Annotated in this window: 15 protein-coding genes; 1 reads left to right on the top strand and 14 read right to left on the bottom strand. The window is 48.8% G+C overall.

Going from position 1 to position 21760, the window contains the following annotated elements:
* Positions 1-21: 21 nt before the first annotated feature.
* The 11 genes from E0496_RS24150 to E0496_RS24100 form a co-directional block, all read right to left on the bottom strand.
* Complete coding sequence (locus tag E0496_RS24150; RefSeq protein WP_161601545.1) at positions 22-1386, bottom strand: ABC transporter substrate-binding protein; 1365 nt, start codon at positions 1384-1386, stop codon at positions 22-24.
* A 358-nt stretch (positions 1387-1744) separates the two neighbouring features.
* The gene (locus tag E0496_RS24145; RefSeq protein WP_161601544.1) at positions 1745-2728 is read right to left on the bottom strand and encodes a carbohydrate ABC transporter permease; all 984 of its coding nucleotides are present in this window, start codon (positions 2726-2728) and stop codon (positions 1745-1747) included.
* On the bottom strand, positions 2728-3618 hold the full coding sequence (locus E0496_RS24140; RefSeq protein WP_241674956.1) for a carbohydrate ABC transporter permease: 891 nt from the start codon (positions 3616-3618) through the stop codon (positions 2728-2730). Before E0496_RS24140 ends, E0496_RS24145 begins: the two co-directional genes overlap by 1 nt.
* Complete coding sequence (locus E0496_RS24135) at positions 3618-5846, bottom strand: DUF5696 domain-containing protein (protein ID WP_141504307.1); 2229 nt, start codon at positions 5844-5846, stop codon at positions 3618-3620. The genes E0496_RS24140 and E0496_RS24135 overlap by 1 nt, the downstream gene beginning before the upstream one ends.
* On the bottom strand, positions 5839-7854 hold the full coding sequence (locus E0496_RS24130; protein ID WP_141504306.1) for a YIP1 family protein: 2016 nt from the start codon (positions 7852-7854) through the stop codon (positions 5839-5841). Before E0496_RS24130 ends, E0496_RS24135 begins: the two co-directional genes overlap by 8 nt.
* A gap of 27 nt (positions 7855-7881) precedes the next feature.
* The gene (locus E0496_RS24125; protein ID WP_139997147.1) at positions 7882-8739 is read right to left on the bottom strand and encodes a carbohydrate ABC transporter permease; all 858 of its coding nucleotides are present in this window, start codon (positions 8737-8739) and stop codon (positions 7882-7884) included.
* Between the two features lie 4 nt (positions 8740-8743).
* On the bottom strand, positions 8744-9715 hold the full coding sequence (locus E0496_RS24120; protein ID WP_241674955.1) for a carbohydrate ABC transporter permease: 972 nt from the start codon (positions 9713-9715) through the stop codon (positions 8744-8746).
* Positions 9712-12660 carry an extracellular solute-binding protein gene (locus tag E0496_RS24115; RefSeq protein ID WP_141504305.1) on the bottom strand — a complete coding sequence of 983 codons (2949 nt, stop codon included), beginning with the start codon at positions 12658-12660 and terminating at the stop codon, positions 9712-9714. The genes E0496_RS24120 and E0496_RS24115 overlap by 4 nt, the downstream gene beginning before the upstream one ends.
* Positions 12657-13793, bottom strand: coding sequence for an ABC transporter ATP-binding protein (locus E0496_RS24110; protein ID WP_139997145.1), 1137 nt, complete (start codon positions 13791-13793; stop codon positions 12657-12659). The genes E0496_RS24115 and E0496_RS24110 overlap by 4 nt, the downstream gene beginning before the upstream one ends.
* Before the next feature lie 1292 nt (positions 13794-15085).
* A complete protein-coding gene (locus tag E0496_RS24105) occupies positions 15086-15937 on the bottom strand; it encodes an NAD-dependent epimerase/dehydratase family protein (protein WP_141504304.1) in 852 nt (283 codons plus the stop codon).
* Between the two features lie 26 nt (positions 15938-15963).
* Positions 15964-17187, bottom strand: a complete 1224-nt coding sequence (locus E0496_RS24100) for an enolase C-terminal domain-like protein (protein WP_141504303.1) — start codon at positions 17185-17187, stop codon at positions 15964-15966.
* Between the two features lie 300 nt (positions 17188-17487).
* Here E0496_RS24100 and E0496_RS24095 point away from each other — a divergent pair, with 300 nt between their 5' ends.
* Positions 17488-17964, top strand: coding sequence for a GyrI-like domain-containing protein (locus E0496_RS24095; protein ID WP_141504302.1), 477 nt, complete (start codon positions 17488-17490; stop codon positions 17962-17964).
* 18 nt (positions 17965-17982) lie between these two features.
* Here E0496_RS24095 and E0496_RS24090 read toward each other — a convergent pair whose 3' ends face one another.
* The 3 genes from E0496_RS24090 to E0496_RS24080 are packed head-to-tail and all read right to left on the bottom strand — an operon-like array spanning position 17983 to position 21434.
* The gene (locus E0496_RS24090; RefSeq protein ID WP_141504301.1) at positions 17983-19041 is read right to left on the bottom strand and encodes a Ger(x)C family spore germination protein; all 1059 of its coding nucleotides are present in this window, start codon (positions 19039-19041) and stop codon (positions 17983-17985) included.
* On the bottom strand, positions 19028-20107 hold the full coding sequence (locus tag E0496_RS24085) for a GerAB/ArcD/ProY family transporter (RefSeq protein ID WP_141504300.1): 1080 nt from the start codon (positions 20105-20107) through the stop codon (positions 19028-19030). The genes E0496_RS24090 and E0496_RS24085 overlap by 14 nt, the downstream gene beginning before the upstream one ends.
* Complete coding sequence (locus tag E0496_RS24080) at positions 20100-21434, bottom strand: spore germination protein (protein ID WP_141504299.1); 1335 nt, start codon at positions 21432-21434, stop codon at positions 20100-20102. Before E0496_RS24080 ends, E0496_RS24085 begins: the two co-directional genes overlap by 8 nt.
* Positions 21435-21760 lie beyond the last annotated feature (326 nt).

Raw genomic sequence — 21760 nt, 5'->3', positions numbered from 1 at the left:
CACGGACATTCCCAAATTTATTTATTTCAAGGACTCACGAACCTCAAGCGTCCGTTTGTTCCACTTCTCGGTTTCCGGAATAAGTCTATTAATATCCGCACCATCGAAGATGATTTCGTTCAAAATATTGTTCCAGTTATATTCGGACCATGCTGGAACCGTCACGCCTGGTTGAATTTTTGCATTTTCTTTGGCGATTTTGACTGCTTCTTTGTTTTTGCCTTCCCACATTGGCGTCTCATCATAATAAGCCGTCAATTCAGGATCGATAACCGAAGCGTTCGCACCTTGATCGATTTTCCATTTTTGCGCTTCTTTCGAGAACTGGAAGCTGATCCAGAGGAAGGCTTCTTCTTTATGCTTCGAACCGCTCAACATGGATAGCGGGCCGTAGATGCTGTAGCCAGGCTGGCTTACTTTTCCGCGTGGGAAAGGCAAAACGTCCCATTCGAATTTCGCATCTTTTTTGAGGCCAGGCAGCACCCAGTCTCCGCCGATCGCGAAGCCCGTTTTACCGTTAATAAACTCTCTTGTTACATCGCCTTGCTCAGCGGCTTTCGCATTGCTTTGCATAGAGCCATCTTTCCAAACGAAATCCGCCAGCCATCTTACATCATTCATAACGTCAGGAGTGTTCAGCAAGCTTTGTGTCAAATCCTCGTTCAAGTAATGAATGTTCGCTGCGTGACCGTCAGCAATCGCTTTTGTGCTTAATACGCGCATTTGGAATTCCGGTTGTGTCGTAAGACCATACTCGCCCGCTTCTGGATCTGTAATCTTCTTAGCGATATCGCGGAAATCATCATAAGTCCAATCATTAGCCGGCATTTCCACGCCATGCTTCGCAAGCAAATCCTTGTTGACCAGAATCCACATTGGCACGTCAACGAAAGGAACCGCAAGCTTTTTGTCCTTATACGTCATGGTGTCGAAGAAGCCATCAGGCAATTGAACATCCTGGAAAGTAGGATCCTTATCGATGTAAGGAGTAAGATCCTCAACCAAGCCCGCTTGATCATACGTAATGAGATCGCTGTCGATCCAAGTCAAATCGGCAGGCGTTCCCGCTGCTTCTAATGAAGCGATAATTTCCATAATCGGCTGGCTGTTAACCGGAATCTGCTCAATCGTGATCCAAGGATATTTCTCGTTAAACTTTTTATAAAGCTCCGTGTACGAATCAGACCAGGAGATCAGCTTCAGCGTGACGGGATCATGCTTCTCTTCAGGAGCCGGCTGATTGTCCGTTGTCTTAGGCGGATCCGTCGCTTTGTTTGTATTAGCCGGAGTGTTGCTGCCACCATTATTGCCGGAGCATGCCGAAAGAATTACAGAAAACATCAATACGAGACACAACATCCAAGTAAATCCACGTTTATTTTTCATGATTGGACCTCCCAAAAGTTTTGTGAAGCACATAAGGCTCATTTTTATGAGCAAATTGTGGAGCAAAACTTACTTCGTAAGCATCTGCTTCGTTTTGTGAAGCACATAAGGCTCATTTCTATGAGCAAATTGTGGAGCAAAACTTACTTCGTAAGCATCTGCTTCGTTTTGTGAAGCACATTAAGCTCATATTTATGAGCAAATTGTGGAGCAAAACTTACTTCGTAAGCATCTGCTTCGTTTTGTGAAGCACATAAGGCTCATTTCTTCTCTTCCCCTCATCATCCACTGTTGCGTCCTTCATAATCTCGAATTAGCTCTCGCCAAGCCCCACCTCCCCCAACAATGTCCATTTGCGTTACTCCACAATCCCCGTTCTTTCAATTCCACTGACGAACCAGCGCTGCAGGAACATAAAGACGAGAATAGGCGGGAGAATGATCAGGAAAGCGGCCGCCATCTTGGTGCTTTCGGTAATCGGATTAACGATGGTACGGGTGTTGCCAAGCAAGGAAGGATTGAGTACCTCCTCCAGCATGTCGAGGCGGATGGACAATGGCGTGAACCCCTTGGTTAGAAACATCGATGGCTCGTAATACATGTTCCAGTACCATATAAAGGAGAACAGGAAGACGACTAGGCAAGCCGAGCGGGCCAGCGGCAGCATGATGCCAAAAAACAATCTAGCCGTACTAGCGCCGTCCAGCTTCGCCGCTTCCTCCAGGCTCGGTGGCTGCGCTTTAAAAAATTGCCTGAAGATAAGAATAAACAGTGCGCCCTTCAGGCCCTGGCCGAAAATAGCGGGAATGAGGAAAACGAATATGGAATTCAGTAATCCCAGCTTGCTGAAAATAACGTAAAGCGGAATAATGATGACCTGCGGCGGAATCAGGAAGGTCAGGATAATAAGCGCCGTAAACAGCCCCTTGAACGGCAGCGCCAGCCGAGCCAGCGCATAGCCTGTCATAGCGCAGATAATGACCTGAACGAGCGAGCAGGTAACCGAGATCAGGGCCGTATTCCTCAGTGCTTCCGGATACTGCAATCCCTTTATCGCCTTGGTTACGTTCTCCCAGGTGATCTCGCGCGGGATCCACTTTACCGTAGGATCAAGCAGATCGCTCATGTTCTTGAACATGGTGCTAACCATATACAAAATGGGCTGCAGGTAAAGATAGGCCACAATCGAGAGCAGCAGATAAATGACGAGCTTGGCAAGCAGACCGTCAGAGAGGCTACGTCCCATAACCATCACTTTTACTTTTTGGGACCTTCGGCTCCATAACACGTTACTAATGCTTCGCTTTGCTTTGGCTAGCTCCGTCTTCATTGCAGTAATCATCAGTGTACCCTCCTTGTCCTGAGGCTCCGGTTGAACAGCCATAATACAAGGGCAATCAGCACGAAGATCAAGCCAAAATAAATCCACGCAAGCGCGCTGGCGTAACCGTAACCGGTATCCACCTTGAACATGTTGTCCTTAATGTGCTTAAGCACGGGATTGAGCGGAAACGTAAACAGATCGATAATGGTGTAAAGCACGTTCAAGCTGATGAACGGCACGCAAGCCGGCAAGGTTATTTTCCAGAAGCTGTCCCAAGGGGAAGCGCCGTCGATCCGTACCGCTTCATAAATGGTCGGGGAGATCGTCTGAAAGCCTGCGATAAAGATCAGAATCTGTACGCCTGAATACCACAAAATGAGAATCGCTTTGCCAAGGACAGCCATGACCGTCTCGGCGAACTGCTTGCCGACATATTCCTCAACTAGCGGCAGCAGGTTATATTGCTCCAGGAAAGGAATATCTCCCGCCCCTTGCAGGAACAGCTCCGAGAGCACCTGGCCGGTAGCGAAGATGACAGGCAAGAAGAACAACGCTCTGTAAATGAACCGGCCAGGAAATTTTTGATTCAGCATTAAGGAAATGAGGAGTGCGAAGATGACGATAATCGGCACCATCAGCAGCATTTCCTGAATATACGTAATCAGCTCGATCGGAAAAACATTATCCTTTAGAAAGGCATCACGGTAATTCCGCATGCCGATCCATTCATATTTGAAACCTCCAACGGCGACCTGTACCTTGTTAAAGGACATAAACAGTGACCAACTGATCGGAATCAGCACGAACATTGCAAATCCGATGATCCAAGGCAGCATGAACAGCAGTCCCATTCCGTAGCGCTTTCCGAGATAAAGGCGCTTTGCACGTACTCTTGTTTTTGCTTGCATTATGCGCCGTCCCCCTTCTCTACTACGAATGTTTTGCTGCCGTAATCGACGATAACGCGCGTGCCGTCCTCGTATACTGTGGCAAATTGATTGTTGGAGAGCTTCTCGTGATTGACTATTTTTTGAGCGAATACAGAAGACAAAGCATCAAAATCCTTATACTCCTTCAAAATACGCTCCCTCCACTTCTCATACTGGCTGCTGAATAAGAAATTCGCTGCCGTATACTTAAGCACGCGCGAATCCTCGTGCGTCAGGAAGAAGGAAGGAACCGCTCCATACTCAATCGCTTTCAGAAACTCGGTTTCAACATCATTGCGAAGATTGCCGTCCCCGAACGCATAAGACACATAACCGTGTAGAGCAATCGGATAAAATGGAACCGTCTCATCGACCATGAAGTCGTAGCTGGATTCGGCTGGTAAGCCTGCAATAAAGTCGGCTTGCCCAACCGTATAGTCATTACCGCGGTATACGGCGCTTGAGCCCAGCGTTTTCTTCGCATAAGCGAGCAAGCCGTCATAAACAGCAATCGTATCCGAACGAGTCGCAATGCCGTCTGGATCATAGTCATGGAAGACCATCTCGCCCATCCAGTTGAACAGGAGGCCGGACACTCCAATGTCCTTCAACTTCTGGATGGTTTCGTATGCCATCGCAACGGTGCGGGCCGGCTTGCTGATAAACCAGCCTTCATCAACGAATACCGTCTCGTCAATGCCGCGAATGCCGTTGTTTTTGCCCGAAAGATCGGAGCTCTCCGAATCGATCCAGACAAAATCATCCTCGAACATCACGTCAATGTCCTTCTGGCTCATGCTGGATATGAAGTCCTTCGCGGCTTCCTCGCCGCCAAGCGACTCTTCAATCGGGAAGCGGTCGTACAGGTCATAGTCGCCTTGATTTTGCCAGCCATAATAAATGACTTTGATGTTAGGCACACCCTGCTCCACCAGCCCGTTAACGATTTCTTTGGCCTGAGGAAAGGTCGTCGCGGTAATATATTTGATTTTGTTAAATGCCTCCGTGTAATTTCCGCCCATGATCTTCAGATAAAGAGGCGTATGCTCTACCGGCTTCAGCGGTTCTTTCAGCTTGCCGGTCTCCGTCATATAATCGCGGTAAGCCTTGGCCATCCCAACATAACCCGCGTCTTCCCCGTTCAGAAAACGGTATTCCACCTCGCGGTCCGTATCCAGCCGCTGCTTCTGCACCGCTTTGAGCGGTGCCGCCAGCCGGCTCATCCGGTACAAGTACTCCTCACGGTAGATCTGATTCGTATACACATTGTAGAGTCCCGACTTCAGACCCGGCGGCATTGCTGCGATATTCGCTGAGCCGCCGCCCTCCGTGAGAACAGCCATAAACCCATTGCTGCCGTGCTTCATGCCAAACACAGGGTAGGCAATGTTCTCGCGTCTTTCCCCGGATCGGCTCCAGTTGCCCGTGTTTGTCAATTCAAGGCCATATACCTGATGAATGTAGCCTCTCGATACGCCAGCCCGCTCGCTGTCAAAGCGAATCAAGCCGCCAGGGCCGTCCGGTACGAAGATATAGCCGTCTTCCGCAGAGGAGGCAGCCCCGAAATAAGGCAGCAGATCGAGCGTAAAGATGGCATATTCTCCTTCTTCCTTAATCCCTTGCGTCGGGATGCGAACCTTAAGCCCTTTAGGCGTTAGCTCGTATTGAATCGAGAAGCTAAGCTGCCGTTCAGGAAAGGCATAAGAGACCTGAAGCCCGTTTTCCGCTTGAATCATCGACGTTTCGATTTTGGGATCGCCCGCATTCAATACCTCGCGGATCGTTTGGTCCTTGCCCTGCGTCCTGACATAGGTCAAGACAAACGGGGATTTCAAATTGGCGAGCAGCACTCCCTTTACCGTCTCGCTAGCCAGCTGCTCCTCCGCTGGATTGCTGCGCCATTTGTACCCTGTTCGCTTATCCTCTAACACGATTTGCGTGCTTGCGGGGTCTACATACAGCGTAAAATCCTCGCTCGACGCCGCCTCGGCAAACCCATCCGGTCCAGCCACGGGGCTCCAGGCTTCACCTTCGTATAAAGGCGCCCGATTGGCGACCGGCTCAGCAATCCCGGTTAACTCAAGCGCTTTGGCCGGCGACAGCTCATCCTTTTGCAGGAAGAAGACCAGTCCAAAGATTAACAATAGGCAAAATGCGATTGCCGCGAGCTTTACTCGAAGGGAAGTGCGCTTGATGAGCTCAACCATAGAAGGTCACCTCCTTGTAAAGCTGATAGAAGAAATCATACAAATTGTAGGAAAGGCCAAACACGAGAAAGGCAAACAGCCAGATCGTGCCAATCGTAAATACCGTAATCGCGATGTTTTTGAGCGTTTCCATAAAATCAAAATTATGAATGACCTGCGTCATCACGATAAGCATGACACCCATCCACAGAAACATGACCGTATTCAGTGAATCGACGATTACCCGTTCATCCAGCGTCACCATATTAGATAAGATCAAGGTCGGAATGGAGAAGAACAAGTACGGCGCAAGCGCATACGTACTGCCCTGAATAACCTCCCTAAATTTCCCTTCGCCATCCTTTACGCTGCATACAAGATAATTGGCAATAATCCAAGTAATCCATGGAACTACGAACAAGCCTAAACTGCCTAGCAGATTGATCTGCGAAAGCTCTACCGGGTGGAACAAAAATCCGGTGTAATAAATCGTTGCAATCTTTACGGCAACGGCGGAGAACAGAATCAGAATGATAATCCATGGAGCGACTCTGGCTTCCTTTAGCTTGTAAAAGCCTTGATAGGGATGAAGCATCACGAACCATACATTCCGCAAATCGCTAAGCGGACGCTGCCACGATTCCGGCAGCGGTTTGCGCGTCAGCTGGTTTCTGATCATCCGCGGTCCATAGCTGAGCAAGAGAATAAGCGCTACCACCGAAGCCGCGATCCACAAGAAATGCTGCTGCAGGAAGTCGAGCCTTACCTGCCAAAAAGCTTTGGAATAGCTTTTGGTATCGAAGGCAGTCTTCAGAAATGAAAGTGCGTCATCATTATTGTTTTCATGCAAATACACTTTGCCTAAGCCTTGAAAGGTTCCATTATACATGTCATTCCGGGCGTAAACCCGGTCCCAGTAAGGCTTGCTCTGCTCGTATTTGCCATCAATATAAAGGCCTAAAGCATTCATGACGTCGCTTCCGAACTCCGTACGCTCAAATTTATGGATGGTGCCCGTGCGGCTGTCGGAGATCCAGACGCCGAACTTCGAATCTACGCCAATGCTCGTCGGAAACCCGAGTACGCCGTATTGCTGCGTAGCGTTATCGATAAAACCGAAAGCGAACAGCGCTTCTCCATTTTTGTCGTAAATATTGACGCGCCCGGATTCCATATCCACGTTGTACAGGAAGCCGTTGGTATCATTCGTGACGTCAACAATACCGTGACCGTTCACGAGCGTTTTGTTTTTAAAAGCGTCCACGCCTCCGGCGTTCAGCTTTCGAATCGCTCCCTGCCCAAATCCCGCTGCCGTTGCCGTGAAGATGAAACCGTCGTTATCAATCGATACGTTCGTTATGGGACGCGGCAGGCTCGGCAGCTCCTTATCCAGCTGCTCCTTGTTCAAGATGAGCTTCTTTAGCCAATTCAGTACGGTTTGCTGTGCTTTGTTGGCGCCAAAATAACCCATGAATTCTCCATCCTCGTTGATGCGGAGCAGGCCTTGATAGGAGGAATTCAAGCTGATGTACATCACGCCGCGCCGATCCACGACCAGCTTGACGGGAACAAAGTGCTGCTGCTCAAGAAAAGTAGAGGTAGGCTTCTTGTATTCCCGGACAAACGAGCCATCTGTTCCGAATACTGCAATTCGCTGATTGCCCGAGTCGGCGACGTAGATGAGCCCCTCCGGTGTAACGAATAAGCCTTCGGGCGCACTCAGCGCGCTCTCCCCTTCCTCCTCGCCGATGGTAAGAAGCAGCTCGCCCTCATTGTCGAGAACGATTACCTTATTTGCGCCTTTATCCGCTACGTACACCTTGTCATCCGCACCGACCTGAAGATCAATCGGCTCGACAAAACGGGTGCCTTTCGTTTCCGTTGGCGCATAAATCGGCTGAATGCGCAGCCAAGTCGCCTGGTTGCTGTCATAATAAAACATTCGATAAGGCAGCTCTGCATGAATCGCTTCCGGTGCGGCAAGCATGAAGGTCGCCGCTAGAAGCAGGAATGTAAGAAATTTCTTCATCGTTACGACTTCCTTTGCTGATTGGAATTACTTGATTCCCGAATGGACCATCGTCTCTAGTACTCTGCGTTGGAAGAGAAGGAAGATGATCAGGTTGGGCAAGAACATAAGCAAACCGGCGGCTGCGGCTACGTTTTGGCCCGATACGCTGTTTTGCAGCCCGCTTAGCAGGCTGTTGACGTAGAAGGCGAGTGTCCTCATCGTTTCCTCTTGCATGAACAGCGTCGAGGTCTCGACGTCTCCCCATACGCCTTGAAAGGTAAAGATCGATATCGTCGCAATAGCGGGAACCGACAGGGGCAGAACCATTTTCGTAAAAATGCCAAAGTGGCTTGCTCCATCCATCTTTGCAGCCTCGAGAAGCTCTCCTGGAATTTGCGAAATGAAGCCCACCAGCATGAATACGGCGATTGGTGAGGCCAGCGCAGGCAGAATATGGCCGAAATACGTGTTATTGATCCCAAGTCCGCTAATGATTAGATACCGGGGGATGCCCACCGTTTCCGGCGCAAACATCAAGGATAAAGTGATCAGAGACAGAATTAGCTGTTTAAAATGAAACTGGTATTTCGCAAGCACATATCCAGCCATCGTACTGACGATAATGACCGTGCCCAGCGTCAGCCCCGCTACGATCAAGCTGTTGAACAGGTAACGAGTGAACGGCACCGTTGCATTGGAGGCATGCAGGATCAGCGACTCAAAATTGCGCAGCGTCGGATTTTGCACCAGAAACCGCGGCGGAAACAGAAATAGCTCATTCTGCGGCTTGAACGCATGGTTCAAAATAAAAATGATCGGCAGGGACATAAACGCTGCGAGCGCAGTAAACACGGTGACTAGAATGACTTGAAACGGCGTCACTCTGCGAAGTCTTCGAATCATGGTTCTACAGCTCCTCCTTTGATCCGAACAGCCGGTAAGCGAATCTCATGGCAAAGTAGCTGATAATCAGCAGCATCACCGAGACCGAGGATGCGTACCCGAGCTCAAAACGGATAAAAGCGTAATCGTCGATATGATTGATAATCAAATGCCCCGAGTAAGAAGGGGTTATCGCCATTCCCGTCAATTGGGTGGAAATGCCGCCCGCCTTCAGCGTCCCAACGATAGACATGACGGCGCTAAAGAGCATTTGCGGCTTCATCGACGGAATTGTAATATAGAACACCTCTTGCAGCCGGCTGGAAATGCCATCGATCCGGCCAGCTTCGTAAAGCTCGCGGTTGACTGTCTGCAGACCCGCCAGCATCGCCAGAAATCCAACGCTGAAGCTTACCCATAGCGATACGACAATCATAATTTTGAGCAGGTATTTCGGGTCCTGCAGCCAAATGACCGGACTGTCGATCCAGCCCATGCCAAGCAGGAAGTTGTTGAAATAGCCGACGCGGTCGCCACTGAACGTTGCGATCCAGACGACCGACAGCGCCACGCCGCCGGCCATCGATGGTGCATAAAAGGCCAGCGTGTAATAATCGCGGATACGGATCGGCAGCTGATGAATGAGCCAGGCGAACAAGAAAGCCAAAATATAGCCGCCGGGACCTACAATCAGTGCGAACAAGAACGTATTCGGAATGGCCTTCGTCAGGAAGATAATATCCTGTGTAAACAAGCTGATGTAATTGCTTATGCCGATAAAATGCAATGAGCCAAAGCCGTCGTAAGAGGTAAAACCTAGCGTTGCGGCCATAATGACCGGTATCACGATAAACAAAAGGAAGCAAAGGAGAAACGGCGCGAGAAACAGGTAGACGAAGCTGTCTCGTCGTATATCCCGCCAAAATTGGTTCCATTTTAAACGAATGGCCGATTTCGGCTTTGGTCTCTCCACGCTGGGAGAAAGCTGCGTGTTCATCTCTGCGGTTCCTCCCATTCATAAGGTTTCGATATTTGCGGGATATGCAGATCATCGTCCGCCTTAATCCCAAAATTTTGTTGTCTTCGGTTCATCTCGCGCTGTAAGGAAAGCTGGGCTTGCTCTAGCGATTCCTGTGCCGGCATCCCTTCCATTACAGTTCGGTTCCAGGCAAACTCCATTTCCCTTGTAAGGAAATAGTAACCGGGCACATAAGGCATGTTTTTGGCCCAGCGCGCTTGCTCCTGCAGCGCCTTCAGGTCATCGCTTGGCCAGGTGAGTGCTTTCATCGCGTCGACGTTGGCGGTATTCCACCTGAACTCGATCCCGTAGAAAGACTCGATATCCTTCGCATATTGCGATTGCACCTCTTCCGAGGTCCACCATTCAAGGAATTTCCAAGCGTCGTCCTTCCGCTCGCTTTTCTTCATGATCATGGCGGCGGATATCCCCTGCGGAGACCACCGCTCCACCTCGCCGCTGGCTTGCTTGACGCCTGGCAGCGGCGCGATTTTCCAGTGTCCCGTAATTTCCGGCGCAGCTACGAGCAGCTGCACATACGTATTGAAATCGGCTACCCCGATCGGGATGTCACCGTCGCGGAAATGCTGGAAAAATGCCGGAATATCGATAGGCAAGTTGTATTTCCGGTACAGATCGGTCCAGCGATTGAACGCTTGCTGGCCGGCATCGCTCGCCAGTGTGCCTTTTAAGCCTTCCGGCGAATAAGCTTCAGCCCCATTCTGGAAGAAAAGGGTCGAGAAATCGCTCTTCGGATAATTCATAGTCATGCCATTCTCTTGAAGCGTCGGGAGCATATCGAATATGTCATCCCAGGTATCCGGCACTTTCAGGTTCAGGCCCTCCAGAATATCCGTCCGGTAGAACAGCATCTGAAAGTTTTGCACCTCCGGCAAGCCGTAAATGCCGCCGTCATAGCTGAGAGACCGGCTCACTCCCGGAATAAATCGATCGAATACGTCATCAAAGCCCGGGAAGCCCGACAATTCCTCTGCAGCATCCCTCATCGCGAAGTCCGCCGGTGTCGATTCTCCAACTCCGAGCGCGATGTCCGGCACGTCGCCAGCGGCGTTGCCGAGAATCAGCATATTCGGATTGGTCATGAGATTAATATTCACTTCAATTCCCGTTCGCGGCGTGAAGTCCTGATCGACCATCTCGCGCAGCAGCTCAACGTAATCCCGTCCGCGCTGTACCCAGATCGTCAGCGCTTCCTTCCGGTTATGCTTGCGCGTGTCATAGTCCATATAGAAGGTGCGGCCGAAATCCGTGACCGCATATGGAATTCTTGCCAGCGTGCTCGCCGTCTTCAAATTCGTCTCGGTGCCTGGCGTACGGACCACGATATAATCCAGCAACAGAGGCTGCTGCGTCAGCGTAGCCATCCAAGTCCCGATATTGTTTTGAATCGTTGAGAAATCGTTAATTTTGTTCGGAATTTCATTTACGTCTTCGAGCATCTTCTCCAAAATAGCAACGGAGCCCTTGATCGCTTCGGACAAATCCGAATCCTTTTTGTTCAGTCCGTTAATATAGTTGCGAATATCGGTTAAATGAGCAATGAAGCCTGCCATCTTCTGCTCAACGTCGGGCTCAAGCTTACGCATATCCCATGTCCGAGTCGAATCGGTATTCGCATCGAAGCCCGATTTGCTGTAATTGCCCGTCAGCAGCCGAATATGACGGTCGAAATCCGCCAATTGGTCAAGCGCCTCTTTCAATGCTAGATAAACGGGCTGTACCAGCGAGGAGTCCGAGGTCATGCGCAGCGTATGCGGGCCCTTCTCCAAATAAAAGAGAAAGGATTCGCCTTCTTGATTCGCGAGCGCGCCGATTTTGAATTCCTTTTCCGTAGGTATGCCATAATGCAACAGCTCTTGGAAAGGCGTCTTGCCATCGATGGAGATCGTGCGGTACGCCTCGAATCCGTTCCGATAGTTTTGGAACGTTTTCAGGTCTATTTCATACCAACCGTCCCCCGGCACCGACAGCTCCCATTCCACCCACTCGCCGGGAAGCCTCCAGCGCTGTCCGCCTAATACGTTGTAAGTAATTCGGCCTTTCGGGTCCGGAGAAATATAAGGCTCCGACCAAAAATCAGTCTGGATCGCTAAGCTCGATTTGCGCTGGAACTGCTCCGCTTCAATTAAGCTGTACCAGCCGGGTTGTGTTTCCACAGCGGGATGTAAGCGCTTGTAATTTTCATAGCTTGGAATTTCGGTTTTCGGCACGAATGCAATTTTGCGCAGGGCGACTGATTCCCTTACGCCAACCAGCCTCAGCTTATGCTGGCCTTCCTCCAACCGATAAAGCACAGGCTCTGATGATGCCGAGAATACCGCTGCGGCTTTCTCGCTCCAGCCTTCAAGCTCCTTCTGGGCTGGCCGGATTTGCTGGCCGATTTCATTGCTGTCATACGGATACTTCGAATCCTTCCACAGCCGCTCCAGCTCAATTCGCTCCGATTCGACGAACGGATAACGCCCATCGATTTGCACGCCGCGAACAACGGAAGCATTTCCTCCCTCTAACGGCTTATAGTCAAAATGGAGCTCATACCAACCGCCCGTCGGCACTTCAAACGTCCATTCTACCCAGCCCTGCTCATTTCCCCAGCGCAGTGCTGCCTCGCCTTCCTCGCTGCTAGCCAAAATAGCATCCTCCGCGGCCGCGCTGTACTCGGTCGGCTTAATCTCGATCGTCTTCGCGCCGCTGCTCGCTACATTGGCCTCCGGGTATTGATACATCAGCTTGGCGTAGGGAAGCTGATCCGGCTTGCTCTCAAAGGCAAGCAGTTGCTCGGCGCTTACGGACGTTGCATGCAGAATCGGGTCACTTGCCGTCAACCACCGGATGCCTCCAAATACAAGCGCCACAGCAATCAGGAGACGAAGCGCGATGCCCAGCATCCTCATCCTCTTCATCCTTCTTCTCCCCCGGCTGCCAAGGATACGCCGGATTGCTCATCGAAGAAATGCACCTTGTTCATGTTGAAGCCGATCAGCAGCTTCTCTTCTTTCTCATACATCGTCTCCGGCTCGGTCCTGCCAATAACTGTCTTCTCGCCCAGCTTGACGTAGACGTAAGAGTCGGCACCGGTCACTTCCGTCATTTCGACGACGCAGCGGACGAAGCCGTCCTCCGGCTCATCCTTTTCTTCATTCTCGCGTTTTAGCCATACATGCTCAGGACGAACGCCGAGCACGCAGTTGCGCAGGGATGCGGTTTTCACTGCGAAATGCTCATAATGCCGCTCCGGCACGAGCAGCTTCATCCGTTTGTTTAGAAAGTAATAACGCCCATCTTCCCTTACAAGGCTGCCTTCCAAAAAATTCATCTGAGGCGAGCCAATGAAGCCAGCCACAAACAGATTTGCTGGCTCATCATAAAGCTGGCGCGGCGGTGCCACCTGCTGGATGACGCCATCCTTCATGACGACGATCCGGGTTCCCATCGTCATCGCTTCCACCTGGTCATGGGTGACATAAACCATCGTTCGCTTCAGATCGCTTTGCAGCTTGATGATCTCCGCCCTCGTCTGTGCTCTCAGCTTGGCATCCAGATTCGACAACGGCTCATCCATGAGGAACACTTGCGGCTCCCGGGCAATCGCCCTGCCTAGCGCAACCCGCTGCTTTTGGCCGCCCGAGAGCTGGCTTGGCTTGCGTTCAAGAAGATGAGAAATTTCGAGTATTTTGGCCACGCGGTTGACTCTGAGCTCAATGTCATGCTTGGCCGTCTTGCGAAGCTTTAGACCCAGTGCAATATTTTCAAAAACAGTTAGATTAGGGTACAATGCATAGTTTTGAAATACCATTGCGATATCCCGATCCTTCGGAGAAACATAATTTACGAATTTCTCATCAATATACAAATCCCCTTCGGTAATATCCTCCAGACCGGCCAGCATCCTCAGCGTAGTGGATTTGCCGCAGCCGGAAGGACCGACGAGCACCAGAAATTCGCCCTCCTCAATGGAAAGGTGGAAATCGTTGACCGCCGGACGCGACTCCCCTTTATAGTGCTTGTAGACATGGCTGAACGTAATGCTTCCCACCCTCGTTCACCTCTCATCATGTATTTTCTTCCTCTTGCTACCATTAATGTTAACGCATCCGGCCTGCCGCAAATATGAGGCGATATTTTCTTTTGCAGTCAATATTTAGCCTCTATCTACGCAAAACCATCCACTCTCCCCCCATGAATCGAAAGCGCTTACGCAATAGATGGAAATCGATTCCTTCCGACAGACGATGACATTTGTAAGCTGATGCTCTCGCCGGATTTCAATTTCATAAAAAGCTGATATATCCATTTGAACTTTATCGCAAGAATCCAAAAATTTAACGAGTTCATCTCCGCAAAGGCCTGGGTTTATGTCTATTTACTATCCAATCTGGAATGACATTTTGGAGGCAATTGGATGGGGCGAGGCTGGGATAGATCCAATTTTTAGATCTATTTCGAGCAATTTGGCTAATTCAGGAGAAATAGGTCTATTTTTTAGATCTAAATGACGCTGGAATGGCGTTTTGGAGGCATTTTGGTGGGGAGAGGCTGGGATAGATCTAATTATGCAACTGGAAAACATAGCGGACACCCTAAGTGAAGGTTAATGATAACCGTAAACGGACAGGGTGTCCGACATGAAAAAAAACAATTGTAGCGAAGATTTTAAGAGAAAGATAGTCAGCTACATTCTAGAGCAAAATAAGACAATGCCTCAAATTTCGGAGAAGTCGGGATACCCGCGGGTGTTCTGCATAATTGGAAAGTTCCGTATCATGATGAGTTTCAATCGTAATCTTTTGTTACTCTGGAAAAACTACGGCAGCTTGAGCAGCACCTGCGTGAAATGGAGAGGAAAAACCAGGCTCCACCACTCGGATCGAAGTGCTCAATCTGCCTCGGAAGCGTATCGCACAAGGGTACAACCGTACTGAATGAAAACAAGCATGATTCGCAAGGGCAACTGTTATGATCATGCGTGTATCGAGTCGTTTCATCGTTTGCTGAAGAAAGAGTCGATTTACTGCGCACGTTTCAAAACCAAAGCTTAGACTCAGCAAGTGAGTTTCGACTATATTGAGATCATTTACAACCGTAAAAGTATTCTTGGTTCTTTGGGCGACGTATCCCCGCTCGATTTGAGAGCATGTATGACCAAGCGTCCAATTCATTTACATTTACATGGAGTCCACTTTCTTGACAGAGGCCCACTCTTTAAACACTTTAAGTTCTTTAAGTTCTTCCTGTTTCTTACCCGTCTTCTCATGCGATTTCAACTTAAGAATACCCAGCTCAAATCATGTGCTTGTAGATACGCGATGAATTTCTTCCGATAGCGACTTAGGGAGTCGCCTCTTCCTCCCGATCCGACCAGGAATGCTTGGGCATCCAGCCGAGCACATCCTGCGCTAGCCGGTTGCTGACCACAGCTGTCCTTCCTGGCAATGGGGCACGCAAGTCCGCAACCTCCGGGTAAAAATGGCTCAGCAGCTTCTCCGTGTCCCAATCGCTTAACGTGTCGCTGCTCGTAATATTCAGACAGATGGCCCCGCGATCCTCGACCTGCAGCGAAGCCATGCACGCGCTCACCGCATCGCGGATATCGATATAGCTCCATAAAATGTTCTTAAAGGCCTCCGGCCTGCTCACAGCCAGATGCTTATAATCCTCCGGCTTCGTAATCATCGAGAACCGCAGCGAAATGACCTGCATGCCGTTCCTCCGGTCGAACATGGCAGCTGTCAGCTCATTGACCACCTTGGATAAGCCGTAACATTCCTGCGGCTGCTGCGGATGATCCTCATCGAGCGGCAAATAATCCGGCGAGAAAGGCGTCGGCGCCCAAGCAAAGCCATAGGAAGACTCGCTTGAGCCCATCACCACCTTGCGAATGCCAAGGATCGAAGCCGCTTCCAAAATGTGATAACCTGCGGCTGTATTATTGGTAAATATTTGCGGATACGTATAGACAAGCGGCGCTGGAATAGCCGCCAAATGAATGATGGCATCCGCGCCGTGGAGAGCCGATACCACTTGGCCAAAATCATTCAGGTCGACGGTCACTTGCCTGCAGCGAAGCTTCGTGGAGCGCTGATTATCCAGCGATACTACCTGATAGCCCTGCTGCTGAAGGGTGTGGATGAGCTGCGTGCCCAGCTTGCCGCTGCCGCCAGTTACTGCAATTGTATGCATAGGGTTGTCCCTCCGTTTCTGTTTCTTTATGGACGCACTAGCGTTCCGTCTGCTTTCCGGTCAAGGTGATAGGGATTGTGGTAAGCACCACGATTCCAGTTCTCTCCGATTAGCAGCTGCGCTTTGAGTTCATCTAGCTCGATACCTAGTCCCGGCTTGCTTGAGGGATACAAATAACCGCCCTTGCGGACAATATGCCCTTCAAAAGCATCCAGCTCCTCCGGCCGGAAATGGTTCACTTCCTGTATGCCGAAATTCCAAATCGCCATGTCCAAATGAACGGCTGCGGCTTGGTTCACAGGATCGTTTTCCCCTCCTTCCTGCCATGCGGTACGTACGCCAAATGCCTCGCACAGCGCCGCAATTTTGCGGCAGGCGCTTATGCCTCCCGCCTTGGAGACGCGGACCCGGATGAAATCGATCAACCGCTCCTTGACTAGCTCCGTCCATTCCTGCGGATTGACGAACAGCTCGCCCACCGCTTGCGGCGTCGCGCTTTGCTGGCGCAAATGCCGATACCAGCCAATCTGCTCCGGCGCAAGCGCATCCTCCAGAAAAAACAAACCATAAGGCTCAACCCGCTTGGCAAGCTGCACCGCATTGATCGGGGAGAGATGCTCATGAACATCATGCGTAAATTGGATCCCCATGCCAAACGCTACCCGCAGCTTCTCGAACATGTCCGGAATCGCATTCAAATACGCCTGTTCGTCAAAGATCGGGCCCCGTGACCAGGGGTTCAAGGGGAGATTCGCCTTACTGTTATCAATGAATCCGCCACCGCCATATCCGCCCATTTGTACACGGATGACGGTATAGCCTTCCTCCATATATCGCTGCACATCTTCTTTCAGCTCACCGATGTCGGCTCCCCCCGCATGTCCGTAACACGGTACGGCAGCACGACTCGCGCCTCCTAACAGCTGATACACAGGCAAACTGGCTTCCTTGCCCTTAATATCCCATAATGCCATATCAATGCCGCCGATTGCGGTATGCAAAATCGCGCCGTTTCGCCAGTATCCGCTCATATACATCGTTTGCCAAAGGTCTTCTATATTCGCAGCATCCTTGCCAATCAGCAGCGGTGCCAGCAATTGCTCAATCACTTGTACAACAGCCTCCGGGTTGTAAATATCCGAAGCGGAGCCTAACCCGTAAAGACCATCTTGATCTGTAAGTACCTTCACAATCGTCCACGCTCCGTTTTTCCGCGTACGGATACACTGGATTCCCGTAATTTTTGCCATGCTTTCACCATCCCTTTGTTATGTCACGAATAGTTTAAGCCTATCTCGCGGCGTTCGATATGAGGCATCCTTGGCTTTTCTATCCTATGATTAGCCTCTTTAAGCTTCTTGCCATCAATCAGAAGCGATCAAAGCCTATTCACGCAAAAAAGAAAGCTTCCTGGCACTTTCGTACTGGAAGCTTTCTTTATCGCTTTGCCGCCTACCATGATTTCACATTCATAGTTTGCTATACTAAAGGCTAGACTGTCCCGTCCTTCTTTTTTGGAATGGGACGATTAAAGAATGGGAGAAGATGACATGGAAGTCAACATCATCACATTGCCAATGTTTCATATTGTCGGATATAAGCTGGAAGCTACTATTGCTGAGTTTGAAGCTGGTGTCGGCAAGCAAAGCTACCGTACTTTAATGAAAAGAAAAGAGGAAATTCAATACCGGAAAAGTGAACGTGTCATTTTAATGCAGATCTATCCGATGAATGCCGATTTTAACCCACAAGTTGATAAGTTTATTAATATTATCGGCTATGAGGCGGATACGCTCAGCACTGTTCCTTCCGATATGATCAGCCACACGGTCCCCGAGAATAAATATGCTGCCTACACACATCAGGGACCGGAATCTGAACTGACGAGCTCCTATAACTATCTATATAGCCAATGGATGAGTGAAACGGGCAATGCACCAAAGGATTATGATTTCGAAATATGGGATGAACGCTACAAACCGGAAAGCTTCACAAATGAAATTGATTTATTTATCGCTATACAATAAACAGTCCCTTTGCTAGCCTTATTGCAAATTTGTAAAGCCCGTATTCTCGATCGTCGCTTGCACTTGAAAGTCGAGCTTTAGCTTTGGATAATATTGCGTGCGCCAATCCTTCAACTGGGTCCTTGGTATTAAATTGCGAAAATATTGTCCTGTACCTAAAATATCAGCCCCGCTCCCTTGAAGCTTGACAAACATTTGATCAAATCTAGACTTCAGCATCACCTCAATCTCCTTCTTGATTTCATCGCTTGTCGGATGTCCCTTTGTTTCCTGGATGACAACCTTTAATTTAATTTTGCTTTTCAAATAAGGTTTTCCATCGATCATTGTGCCTTTGTGACGAATGGAATTGCTTGTAATGAGCACGCTCGCGTGATCCATCACTTCAATTTTCCCCTGTGTGCTCTCACCGTTAAAAGCATTGAACAGCAAGGTCTCGTCGGAATCGATTTGAGCAACCATTTTACCGTTTTTAATGACGCCCGAGCCCTCATGCTGTACAACGGTTGAAGCGCCAGAGCGAATGACCGGAATGGCGACATCCCGTGTATAGGAGTGAATGCTGCGATAGACCTCCCACACCCGCGTTAAAGCAATTTGCGGATTCCAGCCTGCATTTTTTTCGAAGAAATCATATAACGTCGTGCCCTTCGGCTCCATCTTCTTCTTTACTTTTATGAAAAACTGCTCCAAGTCCTCATCACAAATAGATACAAGCGTCTTTGGAGACACATCCCGCCCCCTCATAAAATCCGCAATCGAATCATCTACTCCCGATTGAGCATACTTTTTATCGAGCAATATTAGCTTCACGTGAAGCAGATCCACGTGATCCTCCAGATTGGCGCTGATTTTATCGACTGCATGATTAATCGTGCTGCCTGATCCCGTAACGATTTTGATTAACGTATGATTTTGGATTGGCTCCGGGATTTGAAGAAAAATTTTATACTCACTATCCTTTTTCGACACACCCATCACAACCGGCAGCACACGATGGTTAATATCCGTATTGTCCCAGCACCCGCATAACGCGACCACAAGACTTAGAGCAAGCAGCGATTTACCTATTTTCAACTTTCTGCCTCCTTCCTGAGCGAAGACCAATAATCAGAATAGAAAACGGAATGGCAAACAGCGTAAAAAAACGGAAGCTGACATTCCAACTGAACAGCATTTGAACGTCCTGCCAGCTAGAAATCGACAAGCAAGCAGCGAAAATCAGAGTCGATACAATGAGGATGAGGTAACTCGGCTTGGCTTTTGGCATGGCTCTTTTCAAAATCCGGCTGACCTCCCATAGCAGCAAAGAAATAAATAACATAGCGAAGGTGATCAGACTCAGCAACAAAAACATCGTGACCCGGTCAAACATTAGCCAGTTGATATGTACCGTGCTCACCAGGACAACAAATGGGAAATTGAACGTAGATGCGGTAGCCTGTCCGAACGTAAGAATCGGCAGATAGACGGAAAGGATAAAAAAAGGCACGAGTGCCGCGAGCGCCAGCATCATTTTGGAGCGGCTATAGGTGAAATAAGGCGTGATGAAGCCCAGAAACAGAAAACTTCCCGCAAACGCAGAAAAACTATGGATATACCCTGGTTGCCAAAGGAACGAAAAATTTTTGGTCAAGAGCGGAAATACATAGTGGAAATCCACATTTTGAAAGGAGATAACGAAGGTAAATAATATCAATGGAAGAAATAGGAAAGCGAGAAGCACACCTGTCCGGAAAATAGCGCCTATACCATTCATTGCCATATACGTGGATATAGAAATGAATAGGCCCGATATCGCCCAAACGGGCGTATTTTCCAAAAAAACAAGGGAAATCACTTCTGAGAATCCCCGCACCGTAATGATATTGACCAACAGTAAAAAAATAACCAGAGGACATAAAAAAACAAAAGCTGCCCACTTGCCCACGCCCAAATAAATACTGATGATGTCCTGCTTAGGAAAATAACTCAGTCCCTTCATATAAGCCCAGACGACCAGTATATTAACAAGCATCCCTATGACAATGGGAATCCAGTGCCCCTCCGTCGCACTGGAGATGATATTGCCCGGATAAAAGAAAAACATAAAGCCGAGCTGCGTCAGGCAGTATACCAGCACAACATGATTGCTTTTATCCATTTTCGGTTTCACCCTTTTTCATATTGAAATTCAAATATGAAATGCCAAACGTATTAATGCTTGCAAGGTAGGCGCTGAGTATGACTAAGCCTGCAAGCAGACCAAGAACGCCGTAAATCGAACACAGAATGACGAGCAAATATTTGAACAAACGGATCGAAAGCGAATTTTGGAATCCAACCACCGTGGAATTCGCTATCGTCGTAGCGGCAAGCACGATAATGAGCAAATTGCTTACCAGCCTTGCCGTTACGACGGCTTGACCCAGAATAATTCCGCCTACCATCGTAATCGTCGGACCGATGCTTCTGGGAAGTCTCGTACTCGCTTCGATAATAAGCTCCAATATGACGAGCATAAATATTATTTCCACGATCGCCGGGTAAGGCACGCCTTCGCGGCTTTGGGCAATCGTCAGAGCCAGCTCGATTCGCAGCACTTCGGGATTAACCGCAACAAGCGCCACATAGAGACCTGGAGCAAGCAGTGTAGTAAGCACACCAATTACTCGCAATATTCGGATCGCATACATGATGGGGAGAGGGAAATTACGGTCATTATCAAGCGAGAACATATCCCATAGCAGATTGGGCAAAATGAGCGCGAATGGCAAGCGGTCAACAAACAAAATGACCTTCCCTTTCTTTAAGGCATTCGCCGCCTCTTGCGGCAATTCCGTCGTATAAAATTTCGGTATGGCCGACCAAGAGGAGAAACCCATGGCTTTGGAAAGATTCTGCAGATTATTAATTTCATATTCGCTGCTGCTTTCAATTTGTTTTATAATTTTTTCCACTAACTCCGGCTCAACATGGCAATTATCGTAGATCAATGACAATTTTTTAAGCTGCTCACTGCCTGTTAAAAATGTTTTTACACGAACATGCTTGGATATGCTTTGTTTTCTGACGATGCCGATATTCGTATCAATATCCTCGTTGAACGAACTCATCGATCCTTGCAGGACGTTCTCATTCGTAGGTGATTCCACTGCCCGGCTCAATACATTGGGGATCGGTTCAACAACCACATAACGCTGCTGACCCTCAAATAATAGGATGAGCTTGCCGCCTATGAACAAGGTTACCATTTCTTCTAAGTCAAACTCTCTGATATCTCCGAATACCGCCATGAGTTCAGTAATATCACTTACACTCTCCGATAGACTCTCCCTATTTTTGCGAAGCGTGATTTTCGTCCTCGTCAAATCAATCAAAGTCACAAAGCCCATCATCACGAACGGAGTGCCTAGTATTTGATCGGGCAGGATAAAAAAATCATCATTCCCGCCCATCCTTTCTTCTAATTCCTTCATATAAGATTCCATCTGTCGCTGCCCCTTATGTACAAAATATTCCTCTTACGATTCTCCCCTCCTTGCTGCTTTATATACGCAAAAAGGAGTACCCTCTCAGTTGGGTACTCCTTTCGAAGTTAATAGGATTCTAAATATAGATGGAACACATCCTGCTAATTAGCTACGTATAGCGACAAGATTTCATTTAACAGGATTTCCTCCCGTTAATCTACGAACATTCCAGCATATGCGCTGAATTCACTCAAATCAACAGAGTGATTTCCATATAATGATACTTTTTTTCTTTAAAAACCTCTGATTTAACGGTACTTTTTCAAGCTAAGCTCAAAATTCAA

The sequence above is a fragment of the Paenibacillus luteus genome (assembly GCF_006542765.1).
GTDB classification, from domain to species: Bacteria; Bacillota; Bacilli; order Paenibacillales; family Paenibacillaceae; genus Pristimantibacillus; species Pristimantibacillus luteus.
The sequence above is the reverse complement of the archived record's forward strand: the minus strand, read 5'-3'. Positions and strand labels throughout refer to the sequence as shown.